Origin of the sequence: Streptomyces sp. NRRL S-118 (assembly GCF_000716335.1) — a bacterium.
Taxonomy (GTDB): domain Bacteria; phylum Actinomycetota; class Actinomycetes; order Streptomycetales; family Streptomycetaceae; genus Streptomyces.
The window spans coordinates 1-15,649 of the sequence record NZ_KL591020.1; the positions used below are offsets into that span (position 1 = coordinate 1).

Annotated in this window: 13 protein-coding genes and 1 pseudogene; 9 read left to right on the forward strand and 5 right to left on the reverse strand. The window is 73.7% G+C overall.

All coding sequences use genetic code 11. The features are described 5' to 3' along the window. Window positions 1-381 precede the first annotated feature (381 nt). Together IH00_RS0127080 and ptsP are read left to right on the forward strand one after the other, a co-directional pair. The gene (locus IH00_RS0127080) at window positions 382-831 is read left to right on the forward strand and encodes a PTS sugar transporter subunit IIA (RefSeq protein WP_031078075.1); all 450 of its coding nucleotides are present in this window, start codon (window positions 382-384) and stop codon (window positions 829-831) included. 85 nt (window positions 832-916) lie between these two features. Further along, on the forward strand, window positions 917-2,587 hold the full coding sequence (gene ptsP, locus IH00_RS0127085; protein ID WP_031078076.1) for a phosphoenolpyruvate--protein phosphotransferase: 1,671 nt from the start codon (window positions 917-919) through the stop codon (window positions 2,585-2,587). Window positions 2,588-2,649: 62 nt separating this feature from the next. Here ptsP and IH00_RS0127090 read toward each other — a convergent pair whose 3' ends face one another. Continuing rightward, window positions 2,650-3,543, reverse strand: a complete 894-nt coding sequence (locus tag IH00_RS0127090) for a hypothetical protein (protein ID WP_031078077.1) — start codon at window positions 3,541-3,543, stop codon at window positions 2,650-2,652. A 13-nt stretch (window positions 3,544-3,556) separates the two neighbouring features. Beyond that, window positions 3,557-4,840, reverse strand: a complete 1,284-nt coding sequence (locus IH00_RS0127095) for an MFS transporter (protein WP_324615805.1) — start codon at window positions 4,838-4,840, stop codon at window positions 3,557-3,559. Window positions 4,841-4,887: 47 nt separating this feature from the next. On the opposite strand from IH00_RS0127095, the gene IH00_RS0127100 reads away from it, so the two are divergent. Next, window positions 4,888-6,207: an aminotransferase class I/II-fold pyridoxal phosphate-dependent enzyme gene (locus tag IH00_RS0127100; protein WP_078887995.1), complete on the forward strand. Its 1,320-nt coding sequence runs from the start codon at window positions 4,888-4,890 to the stop codon at window positions 6,205-6,207. 37 nt (window positions 6,208-6,244) lie between these two features. On the opposite strand, the gene IH00_RS0127105 is transcribed toward IH00_RS0127100, so the two are convergent. Further along, window positions 6,245-8,230, reverse strand: a complete 1,986-nt coding sequence (locus tag IH00_RS0127105; RefSeq protein WP_031078084.1) for an acetoacetate--CoA ligase — start codon at window positions 8,228-8,230, stop codon at window positions 6,245-6,247. A 216-nt stretch (window positions 8,231-8,446) separates the two neighbouring features. On the opposite strand from IH00_RS0127105, the gene IH00_RS0127110 reads away from it, so the two are divergent. Then, window positions 8,447-10,822 carry a glycoside hydrolase family 31 protein gene (locus tag IH00_RS0127110; RefSeq protein ID WP_031078086.1) on the forward strand — a complete coding sequence of 792 codons (2,376 nt, stop codon included), beginning with the start codon at window positions 8,447-8,449 and terminating at the stop codon, window positions 10,820-10,822. Window positions 10,823-11,014: 192 nt separating this feature from the next. Beyond that, window positions 11,015-11,224 carry a hypothetical protein gene (locus IH00_RS0127115; protein WP_031078088.1) on the forward strand — a complete coding sequence of 70 codons (210 nt, stop codon included), beginning with the start codon at window positions 11,015-11,017 and terminating at the stop codon, window positions 11,222-11,224. A 227-nt stretch (window positions 11,225-11,451) separates the two neighbouring features. Here the strand turns inward: IH00_RS0127115 and IH00_RS0127120 are convergent, their stop codons facing one another. Continuing rightward, complete coding sequence (locus IH00_RS0127120; RefSeq protein WP_031078089.1) at window positions 11,452-11,958, reverse strand: NUDIX domain-containing protein; 507 nt, start codon at window positions 11,956-11,958, stop codon at window positions 11,452-11,454. A gap of 45 nt (window positions 11,959-12,003) precedes the next feature. Here IH00_RS0127120 and IH00_RS0127125 point away from each other — a divergent pair, with 45 nt between their 5' ends. From IH00_RS0127125 to IH00_RS40600, 4 genes and pseudogenes are all read left to right on the forward strand, one after another. Further along, window positions 12,004-12,819, forward strand: a complete 816-nt coding sequence (locus tag IH00_RS0127125) for a M15 family metallopeptidase (RefSeq protein WP_031078091.1) — start codon at window positions 12,004-12,006, stop codon at window positions 12,817-12,819. 204 nt (window positions 12,820-13,023) lie between these two features. After that, on the forward strand, window positions 13,024-13,455 hold the full coding sequence (locus tag IH00_RS0127130; RefSeq protein WP_031078093.1) for a Zn-ribbon domain-containing OB-fold protein: 432 nt from the start codon (window positions 13,024-13,026) through the stop codon (window positions 13,453-13,455). Then, entirely contained in the window at window positions 13,425-14,639 is a 1,215-nt protein-coding gene (locus tag IH00_RS0127135; protein WP_267882604.1) for a lipid-transfer protein, read from the forward strand. The genes IH00_RS0127130 and IH00_RS0127135 overlap by 31 nt, the downstream gene beginning before the upstream one ends. 266 nt (window positions 14,640-14,905) lie before the next feature. Next, window positions 14,906-15,176 (forward strand): annotated as a pseudogene (locus IH00_RS40600) (FGGY family carbohydrate kinase); the annotation flags it as partial. Between the two features lie 76 nt (window positions 15,177-15,252). Here IH00_RS40600 and IH00_RS0127145 read toward each other — a convergent pair. After that, window positions 15,253-15,649 (reverse strand): GTP-binding protein (locus IH00_RS0127145; protein WP_031078097.1); only part of this gene is annotated, 397 nt, incomplete at its 5' end.

Here is a 15,649-nt window from a genome sequence, read left to right on the forward strand (position 1 = left end):
CCCGCTGGAGCGGGCTGCCGGATTGAAAACCGCTTTTCGCGTTTCCCTTTCCGGCGGGGTCAAACACTACCAGCCTTTTCCGACCCTCCTGACCACCGTCCGATGGACGCAGAGGTGTAGACCACTGGTGTAGACCAGTTAGGATCTCGGCTTGATAGGTCGCTGCCGACCTCCGGCTCAGTGTCGCGTCGGGGCCAGGCAGGGGTACGACCCTACCCGCAGCCGGTAGTTGAGGCAAATCGTTGCCGGTTGTCCGGAGGGCCGTGAAGCAGGTCTTCTCGGACAGAACCGGGACATCTCATGACATACGCTTCTGAAAGTACGCCGTCCGGGACAGGCAGTGACGGCGACACAGAATCTCCGCCCCCTGGGAGGCTCCCCATGACCACCGTGACGTCGCCGCTCGCCGGCCGGGCCATCGGACTCGCCGCTGTCCCCGATCCCGTCTTCTCCGGGGCGATGGTCGGCCCGGGTACCGCCATCGATCCCGTGCGTGAGGCCTCCGAAGCTGTCGCTCCCGTCGACGGGGTCGTCGTCTCCCTGCACCCGCACGCGTTCGTCGTCGTGGACGGCGAGGGGCACGGTGTGCTCACGCACCTGGGCATCGACACCGTCCAGCTCAACGGCGAGGGCTTCGAGCTGCTCGTGAGCAAGGGCGACACCGTCCAGCGCGGGCAGGCCGTCGTGCGGTGGAACCCGGCGGCCGTCGAGGCGGCCGGCAAGTCTCCGATCTGCCCCATCGTGGCCCTGGAGGCCACCGGTGACTCCCTCGGCCAGGTCGTCGAGGACCGCGACGTGAAGGCCGGCGACACGCTCTTCACCTGGCAGTGATGCCGACGCCGTCCTGCGTGACGGCCATGGGACGGACATTCATACCGTGGCGGCTCCGGCCGCCACTCAATCGGAGACAGGTGTAATGGAGACAACGCTGCGAGGCGTCGGCGTCAGCCACGGTGTGGCGATCGGCGAGGTACGGCACATGGGCACGGCAGTCCTCGAGCCGCCGGCCAAGCAGATTCCCGCCGACGAGGCCGAGCGCGAACAGGGGCGTGCCCGGCAGGCCGTCGAGGCGGTGGCGGCCGACCTGATCGCGCGCGGCAATCTGGCCGGTGGCGAGGCACAGCACGTGCTCGAGGCGCAGGCCATGATGGCGCAGGACCCCGAGCTGATGGCTGACGTCGATCGACGCATCGCCGTGGGCAGCACGGCCGAGCGGGCGGTGTACGACGCGTTCGCCGCGTACCGGGCGCTGCTGGCCGGTGCCGGCGAGTACCTGGCGGGGCGGGTCGCGGACCTCGACGACGTACGGAACCGGATCGTGGCGCGGCTGCTCGGTGTGCCGATGCCGGGTGTGCCGGACAGTGACGAGCCGTACGTGCTGATCGCGCGGGACCTCGCTCCGGCGGACACCGCGCTGCTCGATCCGACGCTGGTGCTCGGGTTCGTGACGGAGGAGGGCGGGCCGACCAGCCACAGCGCGATCCTCGCGCGGGCGCTGGGTGTGCCGGCCGTGGTGGCGCTGCCGGGCGCCGGCGAGCTGGCCGAGGGGACCGTGATCGCGGTGGACGGCAGCACGGGCGAGGTGTTCGTGGAGCCGAGCGCGGAGCGGCGTGCCGAGCTGGAGCGGGCGGCTGCCGAGCGCAAGGCGGCGCTGTCGGCGGCGACCGGTCCCGGGGCGACGTCGGACGGGCACAAGGTGCCGCTGCTGGCGAACGTGGGCGGGCCCGCCGATGTACCGGCCGCCGTGGAGGCCGGGGCGGAGGGTGTCGGTCTGTTCCGTACGGAGTTCCTTTTCCTGGACGACAGCAAGCAGGCTCCGTCCGAGGAGAAGCAGATCGCGGCGTACCGCGCGGTTCTCGAGGCGTTCCCCGAAGGCCGGGTCGTGGTGCGGGTGCTGGACGCGGGTGCGGACAAGCCGCTGGACTTCCTGACGCCGGCGGACGAGCCGAACCCGGCGCTGGGTGTGCGGGGTCTGCGGACGCTGCTGGACCATCCGGAGGTGCTGCGGACGCAGTTGTCGGCGCTGTCGAAGGCGGCCGAGGGACTGCCGGTGTACCTGGAGGTCATGGCGCCGATGGTGGCCGACCGTCTCGATGCGAAGGCGTTCGCCGACGCGTGCCGTGAGGCGGGGCTGCAGGCGAAGTTCGGGGCGATGGTGGAGATTCCGTCCGCCGCGCTGCGGGCGCGCTCGATCCTGCAGGAGGTCGAGTTCCTGTCGCTGGGCACGAACGACCTGGCGCAGTACACGTTCGCCGCCGACCGGCAGGTGGGCGCGGTGTCGCGGCTGCAGGATCCGTGGCAGCCGGCGCTGCTGGATCTGGTGGCGCTTGCGGCCGAGGCCGCGCGGGCCGAGGGCAAGAGCTGTGGTGTGTGCGGCGAGGCTGCCTCCGATCCGCTGCTGGCGTGTGTGCTGACGGGTCTGGGCGTCACCTCGCTGTCCATGGGTGCCGCTTCGATTCCGTATGTGCGGGCGACGCTGGCGAAGCACACGCTGGCGCAGTGCGAGCGTGCTGCCGCGGCGGCGCGGGCCGCGGACACGGCCGAGGAGGCGCGGCTGGCGGCGCAGGCGGTGCTGTCCGGCGAGTGAGTTCCGGCGAGTGTGGAGGGGCTTTCCCGCGGTGGCGGGGAAGCCCCTCCTTCCGTGTGTGGTCAGTGGTGGGCGGGCGGGTCGTCGTCGCCGGTGATGTCGAAGCCGGCGAGGTAGTCGACGTTGTGCTCGGGGGCGACCGGTTCACCGGTGTCCGCGTCGGTGCAGTAGGCGTCGAAGACCTCGGCGGCGCTGAGCGGGATGATGCGGCCGCGGTCCAGGCGCCAGCCGTGGACGCGGTCGGGGGCGCCCGGGGTGGTGGTGCGCAGGACGAGTCCGCCGGGGCTTTCGAGAGCGAGGCCCGCGGCCAGGACGGTGGCGAATTCCGCGCCTTCGGACGGGTCGAGCTCGGCGGGGCCGGTGCCGGTGCGTTCGGCGTGGAGGACGGCCATGAGGTGTTCGTGCTGGGCGGGGACGCTGCAGACGAGGTGATGGGTGCCGGCGCCGGCTGCCTGGAGCAGGCGGTGGAGCAGGCCGGCCGCCCGGTCGAGGGCGGTGCGGGCGGTGTCCTGTCCGCATCGGGTGCATGCTCCGTCGCCGGCGAGGAGCAGGGCGGCGTACTCCCAGGTGGCGTGGCGTACCGCCTGGTTGATGAGGAGGGGTACGAGCCGTTCCATGGGTTGTCCGCTGTAGGTGACGCGGGCGCCGGTGGCGGCGACCTCGGCGGTGAAGCGGCTGCGGCTGGCGGGGTCGTCGGGGTCGAGGCCGGCGCGGGCGCAGTAGTCGGCGTAGTCCTCGGGGTCGAAGAGGGCGACGCTGGTGTGTCCGCCCTGGGAGGCGAGCCTCTTCAGGAGGTCTTCGACCTGGTGCAGGTAGGTCGAGTGGTCGTCGAAGGTGAAGGTGCGGTAGCGGCGCATCGCCGTGAAGTCCTCTTCGTCGGCCAGCAGGCCGACGGTGCAGGGTACTTCGCGGCGCAGGGCGCGTCGTACGGTCGCGGTGCTCTCGGTGCGTGCCATGAATCCCCCTTGTTCATCGGTGCTCACTCACCGTAACCGAGGGGTCTGACAGTGCCACTGCCGGCAGCCGGTCGCGGACCAGCCGGTGCTGGGCGAAGCAGGTGGCGGCGAAGCCGGCGCCGAGGAGGGGCCAGGCGAGCGGGCCCGCGGCGATGACGGCGGTGACGAGGAGCGGGCCGGCGCTGCGCTGGGTGGAGGAGGCGAGGCCGTGGACGCCGAGGTAGGCGCCTTGGGCGTCGGCGGGGGCAAGGGCGAGGGAGAGCTCCCAGGAGGCGATGGCGTGGATCATCTCGGCGAAGGTGAGGGCGATCGCGGCGGTGGTGAGGGCTGCGATGGCGGTCCAGCGGCCGCCGGCCGTCGATGCGGACATGGCGAGGCAGCCGGCGGTGAAGAGGCCGGCCAGGGGGGTGAGCAGTTTGCGGGCCGCGGTGGAGGTGGCGCCGAAGCGGGCGAGCGGGACCTGGAAGAGGACGACGAGGACGGAGTTGAGGACCAGCAGCAGCGGGGCGAGGCCGACGGGCGCGTCGGTGGCGTGGACGATCCACAGCGGCATGCCGACCTGGAGGATCGCGTCGTCGAGGAAGAGGGCGGCTTCGGTGGCGGTGTAGAGGAGGAACGTGCGGTCGCGCCAGGGGTTGGAGGGCTTGGCGGGCGTGGTCGCGGTGGTGGAGTCGCCGGTGGTGACGACGCGGGAGGGCGAGGGGGGTTCGGCGCAGCGGAAGGTGAGCGCGGCGATGGCGACGTACGAGAGGACGTTGCCGATGAGCAGGACCTGGTAGGCGGTGGTGGTGCCGATGGTGAGGACCGCCGCGGCGCCGAGCCCGCCGAGGGACCAGCCGATGTTGGAGACGGTGCGGTTGAAGGCCTGGTAGCGGACGCGCCGGGGGCCGGCGATGCGGGCGGCGTACAGCTTGGTGAGGACGTTGGAGGCCCGGTCGGGCAGGGCGCCGAGGGCGGTGTAGAGCAGCAGGAGTGCGTAGTCGTGGGTGGTGAGGAGGGCCAGCAGGGCCGCGGCGCGCAGGAGTTGGGCGGCGATGAGGACGCGGGTGACGGGGAACCGGTCGGCGAGGCGGCCGGCGAGGGGGGCGCCGGCGATGCCGACGCCGCCGGAGATGCCGATGAGGACGCCCACCTGGGCGAGGGACATCCCGGTGACGTGGGTGAAGTAGAGGGCTGCGGCGGTGGCCCAGAGTCCGGTGCCGGTCTTGTCGATGAGGGCGACGACGAGCATGCGCCGGCCGTCGCGGCCTCCTGGGATGCGTTGTGCGAGTGCCGCGCGGCGTCGGTGCTGGTCCACCGGTTCCCCCTTGACTCGGAATTATGTATTGATACATAGTTGAGTACGTGGCAGCACAATATGCGATCAGAGGTACGACGGCCAAGGGGATTGCCGCGTCCGTCGAGCGGGCCGTGGCCGACGGGGGGCTCCGGCCGGGCGCCGCCCTGCCTCCTGTACGGCGGCTGGCGGAGGAGCTGGACGTCAGTCCGGGGACCGTGGCCACGGCGTACAAGGAGCTGCGGCAGCGCGGGATCGTGGTGACGAAGGGGCGCGGGGGAACGGTGGTGGCACAGGGACCGTCGGTCGGCTCGCGACGGCCGCCCCGCGTGCCCGAGGGGGTGCGCGACCTGGCCGGCGGCCATCCGGATCCGGCGTTCCTGCCGGAGCTGAGGCCGCCGTCGCCGGTCGTCCCGGTGCCCGGTTCGCGCAGGGCCTCGCCGCGCCTGGCGTCCCTGGAGGAGCTCTCGCGCGCGTGGTTCGCGCGGGACGGCGTGCCGGTGGAGCACGTGACCTTCGCCCAGGGGGCGCTCGACTGCGTGGGCCGCCTGCTGTCCACCGAGCTCAGGCCGGGGGACTCGGTGGCCGTGGAGGACCCCGGGTTCCATCACCTGCTGGACCTGGTTCCGGCGCTGGGGCTGCGCATGGTGCCCGTGGCGGTGGACGACGAGGGGATGACACCCGAGGCGCTGCGGACCGCGTTGCGGGCCGGGGTACGGGCGATGGTGTGCAGTCCGCGGGGCCAGAATCCGGTGGGCGGCTGGTTCTCGCGGGAGCGGCGGGACGCCCTGGCGGGCGTGCTGTCCGATTTCCCGGAAGTGGTGGTCATCGAGGACGACCACAACGCGGAGGTCTCGGGCGCGCCGTCGTTCCCGCTGGCCGCGGCCGGGCTGCCGCGCTGGGCGCATGTGCGGACCGTGTCCAAGCATCTGGGCGTGGACCTGCGGTGGGCCGCGCTCGCGTGCGACGCGACCACGCTGGCGCGCCACGAGGGGCGGATGCTGCTGACGTCCGGCTGGGTCAGTCACGTACTGCAGGAGACGGTGGCACGGCTGCTGACCGACGAGGACGTGGCGCGCCTGGTGGGCCGCGCGCAGGACGCGTACGCGGAGCGCCGGGGGGCCCTGATCGGGGAGCTGGCCCGGCGCGGGATCGCGGCGCGCGGCGAGAGCGGGATGAACGTGTGGGTGCCGGTGCGGGACGAGTCGGCGGTCGTCAACGGGCTGCGTTCGCGCGGCTGGTGGGTGGCGGCGGGGGCACGTTTCCGGATCGCCTCGCCGACGGCGGTACGGATCACGTCGGCGACGCTGACGCCGTCCGACGCGGCGCGGCTGGCCTCGGACTTCGCGGATGTGCTCGGCGAGTCCGAGGCCCTGTACGGCGGTTAGGAAGGACCGCCCGGGCGGGCGCGACCATGCAGGCGCGTCACTCCATGGTCGTGGCACGCCTGCGGGCGAGGTCCTCGTAGAAACGCAGCAGGTCGAGGTTGTCGACCGAGCCGGGGTTGACGGCCTTGGCGAGGTCGGTGCCCTGCAGGAGGCGCTTGACGGGGACCTCGATGCGCTTGCCGGTGAGGGTGTGCGGGATCCCGGGGACCTGGATGATCTCGTCGGGGACGTGACGCGGCGACAGCTCGGTGCGGATCGTCTGCTTGATGCGCGCGATCAGGTCCTCGTCCAGGGTCGCTCCTTCGGCGAGGTGGACGAAGAGCGGCATCCAGTAGCCGCCGTCCGGCTCCTCCAGGCCGATGACGAGGGACTCCCGGAGCTCGGGGAGGCGCTCCACCGCCTCGTAGATGTCGGCGCTCCCCATCCGGACGCCCTGCCGGTTGAGCGTGGAGTCGGAGCGGCCGTGGATGACGACCGAGCCGTGGTCGGTGATCGTGATCCAGTCCCCGTGGCGCCAGACGCCCGGGTACATGTCGAAGTAGCTGTCGCGATAGCGGCTGCCGTCGGGGTCGTTCCAGAAGTGGATGGGCATGGACGGCATGGGGTTGGCGACGACCAGCTCGCCCACCTCGCCGGTCACGGGCTTGCCCTGCGGGTCCCAGGCCTGGAGGTCGGTGCCGAGGCAGGCCGCCTGGAGCTCCCCGACGTGGACGGGGAGGGTGGGGACGGCGCCCGCGAAGCAGCTGCAGACATCCGTACCGCCGCTGACGGAGGCGATCCACAGGTCGTCCCGGACCTCGTCGTGGAGCCAGCGGAACCCGTCCGGGGGCAGCGGCGAGCCGGTGGTGGCGACGCACTTGACGCGGGACAGGTCGTGGTCGCGGGAGGGGTGGACGCCGGCCTTGCGGCAGGCCATGACGTAGGCGGCGGACGTGCCGTACAGGGTGGCGCGGGTGCGCTCGGCGACGCGCCACTGGGCGCCGGTGTCCGGGTAGCCGGGGCTGCCGTCGTACAGGACCACCGTGGTGCCGGTGAGCAGGCCGGAGACGAGGAAGTTCCACATCATCCAGCCGGTGGAGGTGTACCAGAAGAAGCGGTCCCCGGGACCGAGGTCGCAGTGCAGGCCGAGCTGCTTGAAGTGTTCCAGGAGGATGCCGCCCTGGGACTGGACGATCGCCTTGGGCAGGCCGGTGGTGCCGGAGGAGTACAGCACCCACAAGGGGTGGTCGAACGGGACCTGCTCGAAGACGGGCTCCGCGTCGCCCGCGGTCAGCGCGTCCCACGCGAGCGCGCCGTCGGGGGCGTCCGTGCCGAGGAGCGGGATGTGGACGACCGCGCGGAGGGTGGGCAGCTCCCGGCGCAGTTCGGCGACCGTGTCGCGGCGGTCGTGCTCCTTGCCGCCGTAACGGTAGCCGTCGACCGCGAACAGGACCACCGGTTCGACCTGCTGGAAGCGGTCGAGGACGCTGCGGGCGCCGAAGTCGGGGGCGCAGGAGGTCCACACGGCGCCCACGGCCGCGGTGGCGAGGAGGGCGGTGACGGCCTGCGGGATGTTGGGCAGGTAGCCGCTGACGCGGTCGCCGGGCCGTACCCCCAGGGCGCGCAGTTCGGCGGCGAGGGCGCCCACCTGGCGGCGCAGCTCGGCCCAGCTGATGGGGGCCGGCTCGTGGGTCTCGTCGACGTGGAGCAGGGCGGGCTCGTCCGGGCGGTCCGCGGCGGCGCGCAGGGCGTGCTCGGCGTAGTTGAGGGTGGCGCCGGGGAACCACTGGGCGCCGGGCATGGAGCGGTCGCCGAGGACGCGCTCGTACGGCGTGGCGAAACGGACGTCGAACCACTCGGCGACGGCCTGCCAGAAGGTGTCGAGCTGCTCGACGGACCAGCGGTGCAGCGCCGGGTAGCCGCCGTCGGCCGGGGCGCCGTGCCGTTCGGCCGCCCAGGCCTGGAAGCGGGTGACCGCGGCGGTGGCGATACGGTCCTGGTCCGGCTGCCAGAGCGGCTCGGTCTGCGCGTGCTCTGAGGTCATGTGGGCTGCTCCCTGGCTGTAACGCGGGTCTGCGTGTGTCGCGCGCACGTGCGGGGGTGTGCGCGTGACGCGGCTGACAGGGACGATGCCATGTGATCGTTGTTCGCACCAGGGTTCGCCACCCATGGTCGGATGACTGAATATGTGGTCCCACCATGGGTGAACGGCAGTTGAACGCCTCTCCCGGGCCCCTGGAGTGCTGGCAGGGTGAGCGGCATGGACGGTCGTGAACTGGTGCGTTCGGTGAAGGTCTTCTCGACGGTACGGGGACTGCGCGCGGTGCGGTCCGCGTGGCGGCAGCGGCGCACGGACGCGTGGGGCCTGCCGCCCAGGGGTGCGGAGCGGGCGCGGGTCCCGGGGCCGGCGCGGGACGCGGAGCCGCTGCCGGGCGGGGGGATCGTCCGGTTCGCCCGTTCCGAGCTGCGGGTCCACGTGGCGGGCGGCACGGTCTTCTGGGGGTGGGACGGGGCGGGGCCGCTCCCCTCGTACGCGCTGGCGGGAGACCCGCCCGAGCCCGATCCGCGGGCCGTACTGGAGCCCGACACGGGCGGCGGCTGGCGGGTGGTCGCCGAGCGGGTGACGGTCTCCGTCTCGCGCAACGGGGCCGTGGAGGTCCGCACGCCGGGCGGGGTCGTCCTGCGGCGGGAGCTGCCGCCGCGCTGGTGGGAGCCGGTGAGCGGCGGCCCGGCGCGGTGGGTGCAGCGCGCCGAGGTGCCGGCCGACGCGCGGTTCTTCGGACTGGGCGGGCGGGCGTCGGGCCCGCGGCTGCGGGACGGCACGTACCGGCTGTGGAACACCGATCCGCGGGGCGGTTTCGACCCCGGTGACGACCCGCTCTACATCACGATGCCGGTCGAGCTGGTCGTCTCGGACGCGGGCACCCACCTGGCGTTCCACGACAGCTCCTGGGACGGGCAGGTGACCCTGCGGGAAGGCGAGGAAGGGGCGGGGTCCGGCCACGACCGGCCCGGGACGAGCGAGCTGCGGATGAGCGGCGGACCGCTGCGCTGCTGGGTGGTGGTCGGCACACCCGCGCGCGTCCTGCACGGCTGGACGGCGCTGACGGGGGCTCCGGCACCGCCGCCGTCCTGGGCGCTCGGGCCGCAGCACGCGCGGTGGGGCTTCGGCACCGAGCGGGAGGTGCGGCGCGTGGTCGCCGGCTACCAGGAGCGGGACCTGCCGCTGTCGGCGCTGCACCTGGACATCGACCACTACGACGCGCACCAGGTCTTCACGGTGGACCGGGAGCGGTTCCCGGACCTGCCCGGGCTCGCGCGGGACCTGCGCGATCAGGGTGTGCGGCTGGTCTCGATCGTCGACCCGGGGGTGAAGGCCGAGCCCGGGAACGCGCTCTACGAGAGCGGCCGGGCGCTCGGGACGTCGGGAGCGTTCGTCCGGGACGGGCGCGGCAACCAGGTGCGGGGCGTCGTGTGGCCCGGCGAGTGCGTGTACCCCGACTTCACCGATCCCGCGGTGCGGGAGTGGTGGGGCGGGCTGTACGAGGAGCGGCTCGCGCAGGGCTTCTCCGGGGTGTGGCACGACATGAACGAGCCGGTGTCCTTCGCCCCCTTCGGGGACATGACGCTGCCCCGCTCGGCGCGGCACGCGCTGGAGGGCCGGGGCGGCGACCACCGCGAGGCGCACAACGTGTACGGGCTGGCGATGGCCGCGGCCGGCTACGAGGGGCTGCGGCGGCTGCGCCCGGACGAGCGGCCGTTCCTCTTCTCGCGGTCCGGCTGGGCCGGGATGCAGCGGTACGGCGGGACCTGGTCGGGCGACGTGGCCACCGGGTGGCCGGGGCTGCGTGCCTCGCTGTCGCTCGTCCTGGGGCTGGGACTGTGCGGGGTGCCGTACTCGGGACCTGACGTGGGCGGCTTCGACGGCAGCCCGTCGCCGGAGCTGTTCCTGCGCTGGTTCCAGCTGGGTGCGTGGCTGCCGCTGTTCCGCACGCACGCGGCGATCGACGCGGGGCGGCGCGAGCCGTGGGAGTTCGGGCCCGCGGTGCTGGAGCACGCGCGCGCGGCGCTGGACGAGCGGGAGCGGCTGCGGCCTTACTTCGTGACCCTGGCGCACCTGGCACGGCTCACGGGGGCTCCCTATGCGCGGCCGCTGTGGTGGGGGGCTCCCGATGACCGGGCGCTGCGCGACTGCGAGGACGCGTTCCTGCTCGGCGACGCGCTGCTGGTGGCGCCGGTGCTGGCGCGCGGGATGGACCGGCGGGCGGTGCGGCTGCCGCGCGGACGCTGGTACGACACGGTGACGGGCCGGGCGTACGAGGGCCCCGGGCAGGTGTTGCTGGACGCGCCGCTGTCGCGGATCCCGGTGCTGGCCCGTGCGGGCGCGGTGCTGCCGGTGCGGGGCGACGCCGAGGGCTCGGTGGAGCTGGAGGTCTGGGCCCCGGCCCCGGGGCGCACGGGCGGCGGCCTGGTGGTGCGGGACGCGGGAGACGGCTGGGACCCGGCCGAGGTCGAGCGGTACACGGCCCGGCTGCTGGACGGCGAGGTCCGCGTGGAGCGGGTCACGGACGCCGGAACGGTACCGGTGGAGGACCGGCGGGTACGGGTGCGGGGGCTCGACACGGAGCCGGGCTGAGGCGGCGGGGGCCGGACACGCCCCGGTCGGTGTCGGCCCTTCCGGTGGGTGCGGCCGGGCGCGGCGCGGTGTCGGCGGGGCGGCCCGGGATGGGGGCATTCGGGTGAATGCGGCGCACGTGGAGGTCGGCCGGGCCGTTACGCAGGCGGGTCCGGCCGACCGGGGCCGGGTCGCTCGACGAGAGGATGAGCCATGATCAAGCAGTTCCTGGCGGCCGCGGGGATCACCGCGGCCGCTCTGGGTACCGCCGCCGCCGATGCCGCGGCCGTGGGCGACCCGGGCGTACACACCCAGAACGGCAATTACTCCGTGCAGGAGTACGGGAACACGGGCAGCGACCCGGCGCGGTCGGCCGACCGGCGCGCGGACGAGGCGGCCCTGCGGTCGCTGGACCGCTGGTAGCCGCGGCGGCACCCGTCCCCGGCGGCGGGCCCCGGGCGACCCGACCCATCGGGCAGCACGCCACTCGGCCGGCGCACCCCGAGCGGCGGACCGCAGGGGCGGGCCGGCGCGCCCCGCCGAGCGGCGGACCGCAGGCCGGCGCGGCGCGCGCAGGGCGCATCCGCGGCGCCGACGGCGGGCGGGCCGCCGTGGTGGCGCCGGCCGTCGTGTGCGGCCCGCGCGGCGGTTCAGCGCTCGCCGTACCGGCCGGCGAACCACTTCCGTACCGCCTCCGTGTGCAGCGGGAACGCCAGGTCCTCCGGTGCGTGCAGGACGTGGTGGCCGGCGGTCTCGTCCGTGGGGGCCGACGCGGGCAGGGCGGCGGCGGGGCGTGCGGGCAGCAGACCGAACACCAGCAGGTGACCTGCGGGCGAGCTCATCGCGTCGGCGAGGCGGACCTCGGCCGCGGCGGCCTCGATAGCGGTCTCCTCCCGCAACTCGCGTACCACCGCGTCCCGCCAGTCCTCGGCGTGGTCGATGAAGCCGCCGGGCAGGGCGATGCCGCCGCGGTGGGGCTCGATGGCACGGGTGATGACGACGAGCCCCGCCCCGCTCCCGTCGGTGACCGGGAGGAGCGCGACGGCCACCGGCAGGGGGTTGCGGTAGGCGGTGGCGCCACAGGCGGTGCACGTACGGGGCCAGGCGGCGCCGGGCGGGTGGGGCGCGCCGCACGCGGTGCAGTGGGTGTCCTTCACGGGGCGGACTGTACCGACCCCCGCGGGACCTGGTAGATGGTGCCCATGACCAGACTTGCTTCCGCTTTACGCGCCCTCGCGACCGTCTGCACCGCTCTCGTCTGCGCGGTGACGGCCACGGCGACGGCGCCCGCCGCGCAGGCCGCGCCCGAACCGAAGGCGCCGGAGCAGTTCGTTGCTCTTCGCTCCGTGGACCCGACGATCCTCCAGGAGATGCGCTACACCACGGCGCACAACTTCGTCGGTGAGCCGGTGGACGGGTACCGGCAGCCGTTGTGCATCCTGACCCGGCCCGCCGCGCAGGCACTGCACCGCGCCCAGGTCCGGCTGCTGCGGCAGGGGTACTCCCTGAAGGTGTACGACTGCTACCGGCCGCAGCGCGCCGTCGACCACTTCGTACGGTGGGCCGGGGATCTGCGGGACGAGAGAATGAAGGCGGAGTTCTATCCGCTGGTGGACAAGACGCGGCTGTTCGCGGACGGCTACATCGCGGAGAAGTCCGGGCACAGCCGTGGCTCGACGGTCGACGTGACGATCGTGGCACTGCCCGCGGAGCCGACGCGGCCGTACGTACCGGGTGAGTCCTTGGTGTCCTGTTCCGCACCTCAGGAGCAGCGGTTCCCCGACAACTCCGTGGACATGGGGACGGGTTTCGACTGCTTCGACACGCTGTCGCACACGGACGACCCCCGGATCGGGGCCGTCCAGCGCACGAACCGCCGGCTGCTGAAGGACACGCTCGCCGCGCAGGGCTTCGTGAACCTGCCCGAGGAGTGGTGGCACTTCACGTACAAGCCGGAGCCCTTCCCGGACACGTACTTCGACTTCCCGGTGGCGCGGCGTTCGGTGGCCGGACACTGACGGCGGCGGTGGAGCGGGCGACCGGGACCACCCCCGTGGCTCCCGGGCGCCCGCTCCATCCCCTTCGACGCAGCCCGGCCGGGTCGGGTTGCTCCCTCGTGCACACCCCTGCCCGCGGCGCGGGGCCCGTGGCACACTCCATTGCTGACGCCATGTCAGATCTCGGGGTGCCGGGGAGGGTCCGTGACGCGCACACGCACACCCGTGGTGACCGGATGGTTCACCCACGACAGCGGTGAGGAGGACTTCCGGCTGCTGGGCACGCGCTGCTCGGCCTGTGCCGCGGTCTGCTTCCCGCCGGAGGACGTGCACTGCCGCAATCCGGCGTGCGCGGGCGGCGGGCGGCTGCTGGAGGTGCCGCTGTCCCGGCGCGGGCGCGTCTGGTCGTACACCGACGGCCGCTACCGGCCACCCGCCCCGTACGTCTCCGACCCCGAAGCCGTGTGGCAGCCGTACACCCTGGTCGCGGTGGAGCTGGAGGCGGAAGCCATGGTGGTGCTCGGCCATGCCGCGCCGGGTGTGGGGGTGGCCGATCTCGCCGTCGGCATGGAGGTGGAGGTCGTTCCGGGTGTCCTCCACGAGGATGCCGAGACGGTGTGGACGACCTGGCACTGGCGGCCGGTGACGGCCCGGTGAAGGACATCGCCGTCCTCGGGGCGGGCATGCATCCGTGGGGCAAGTGGGGCCGCGGCTTCACGGAGTACGGGACGGCCGCGGCCCGCGCCGCGCTCGCCGACGCCGGGATCGACTGGCGGGACGTCCGGTCGGTGGTCGGCGCCGGCACCGTGCGCGGCGGGTACCCGGGGTACGTGGCGGGCGCGGCCTTCGCCCAGGCGCTCGGCTGGCAGGGCGCGCCGGTCAGCAGCGTGTACGCGGCATGCGCGTCCGGCGCCCACGCGATCGCCACCGCGCGGGCGCAGATCCTCGCGGAGCTGGCGGACGTGGTGCTCGTGGTGGGTGCCGACTCCGCGCCCAAGGGCTTCTTCGCGCCGGCCGGCGGCGAGCGGCCGGACGACCCGGACTGGCTGCGGTTCCGCGTCCTGGGCGCCACGAACCCCGCGTACTTCGCTCTCTGGGCACGACGGCGCATGGCGGTGCACGGGGACACCGTCGAGGACTTCGCGCTGGTCAAGGTGAAGAACGCGGCCGCCGGCGCACTCAACCCGCACGCCCGTTACCGCACGCCGGTCACCGCCGCCGAGGTCGCTTCCTCCGCTGTGGTCGCCGATCCCCTGCGGCTGCTCGACATCTGCGCGACCTCCGACGGCGGGGCGGCGCTGGTGCTGTCCTCCCTGGCGTACGCGCGCCGGCGGGGAGTGCCGGACCCGGTCCGGATCCGCGCCGTCTCGACCGTCACGCCCGTCCATCCCCGTACCGAACTGGACCTGCCGGACATCGCCACCGACTCCGCCGCCGGCACGACGCCGGGCACCCCGTCCCTGCGGGCGTCGATCGCGGCGGCCGCGTACGAAGAGGCGGGGATCGGGCCCGGGGACCTGTCCCTGGCGGAGGTGTACGACCTGTCCACCGCGCTGGAACTGGAGTGGTACGAGGCCATCGGGCTGTGCGGGGAGGGCGAGGGCGCCAAGCTGGTCCGGGAGGGGGTCACGGCGCTCGGCGGGCGCGTCCCCGTCAACGCGAGCGGGGGTCTGGCCTCCTTCGGTGAGGCGGTGCCCGCCCAGGCCATCGCCCAGGTCTGCGAACTGACCTGGCAACTGCGCGGGACGGCGGGGGCCCGGCAGGTCCGCGGGGCGCGCGTCGGGATCACCGCCAACCAGGGCCTCTTCGGGCACGGCTCGGCGGTCGTCACCGTCCGCTGAGCCTCCGGGGGCACCAGGGTGGGTGCCGGGCTCCTGCGGCCGGGGACCCTGACGGCCCGTCACACCGGCAGAACACTGCCTCCCCGTCGGCGGCGGCGCCGGTCGTGCGCGCAACGGCACTGCCCGCCCTGCCAGTACGACCCGCCCTGCCTGTACGACCCGCCCGGGAGCCGCCCTTCACGTGCCCGTCCGGCTCACGTCCGGTTCACGGCCGGCTCCGTCCCGCCGCCCGGTACCGCTCCTGACCCGCGACCAAGGGGATCCTCATGACCGACACGTACGTCGCCGCGATCGACCAGGGCACCACGTCCAGCCGCTGCATCGTCTTCGACCGGAGCGGCGCCGTCGTCGCCGTCGACCTTCCCCAAGCCCGGGTGGGTGGAACACGACGCCACGGAGATCTGGACCAAGGTCCGGGCCGTGGTGGCCGGCGCCCTCGCCAGAGCCGGCCTGGAAGCCCGTCGGCTGAGCGCGCTCGGCATCACCGATCAGCGCGAGACGACCGTCCTGTGGGACCGGTCCACCGGAAAACCGGTGCAGGTCCGGAACGGTTCGGCAGGCTCGGGGCGGCACAGCTCGTACCCCCGTGGGACGGGGGGTACGGGCCGTGGCCTCAGGTGGTGGCCGGCTCGCGCTGCCGGTCGGCGAGGGTCAGCGCGTGCTCGACGACGGCGACGAGCACGTCCTTGACCGACTCGCGCTCCCGCGCGTCGCACATGAGCAGCGGGACCTCGGGGTCCAGGTCGAGCGCCGCCCGGACCGTCCGCGCGGGGAACCGGGCAGCGCCCTCGAAGCAGTTGACGGCCACCGCGAAGGGGATCCCGCGCCGCTCGAAGTAGTCGATGGCGGCGAAGCTGTCGTCCAGGCGGCGCGTGTCCGCGAGCACGACCGCACCCAGCGCGCCCTGGGCCAGCTCGTCCCACAGGAACCAGAAGCGGTCCTGCCCGGGCGTCCCGAACAGGTAGAGGGACAAGCCGGAGCGGATGGTGATGCGGCCGAAGTCCATGGCG

Excerpts from the sequence above, each read along its gene's own strand:
- IH00_RS0127080 (WP_031078075.1), top strand. The coding sequence starts at position 382 with ATGACCACCGTGACGTCGCCGCTCGCCGGCCGGGCCATCGGACTCGCC.
- ptsP (WP_031078076.1), top strand. The coding sequence starts at position 917 with ATGGAGACAACGCTGCGAGGCGTCGGCGTCAGCCACGGTGTGGCGATC.
- IH00_RS0127090 (WP_031078077.1), bottom strand. The coding sequence starts at position 3,543 with ATGGCACGCACCGAGAGCACCGCGACCGTACGACGCGCCCTGCGCCGC.
- IH00_RS0127105 (WP_031078084.1), bottom strand. The coding sequence starts at position 8,230 with ATGACCTCAGAGCACGCGCAGACCGAGCCGCTCTGGCAGCCGGACCAG.
- IH00_RS0127110 (WP_031078086.1), top strand. The coding sequence starts at position 8,447 with ATGGACGGTCGTGAACTGGTGCGTTCGGTGAAGGTCTTCTCGACGGTA.
- IH00_RS0127115 (WP_031078088.1), top strand. The coding sequence starts at position 11,015 with ATGATCAAGCAGTTCCTGGCGGCCGCGGGGATCACCGCGGCCGCTCTG.
- IH00_RS0127125 (WP_031078091.1), top strand. The coding sequence starts at position 12,004 with ATGACCAGACTTGCTTCCGCTTTACGCGCCCTCGCGACCGTCTGCACC.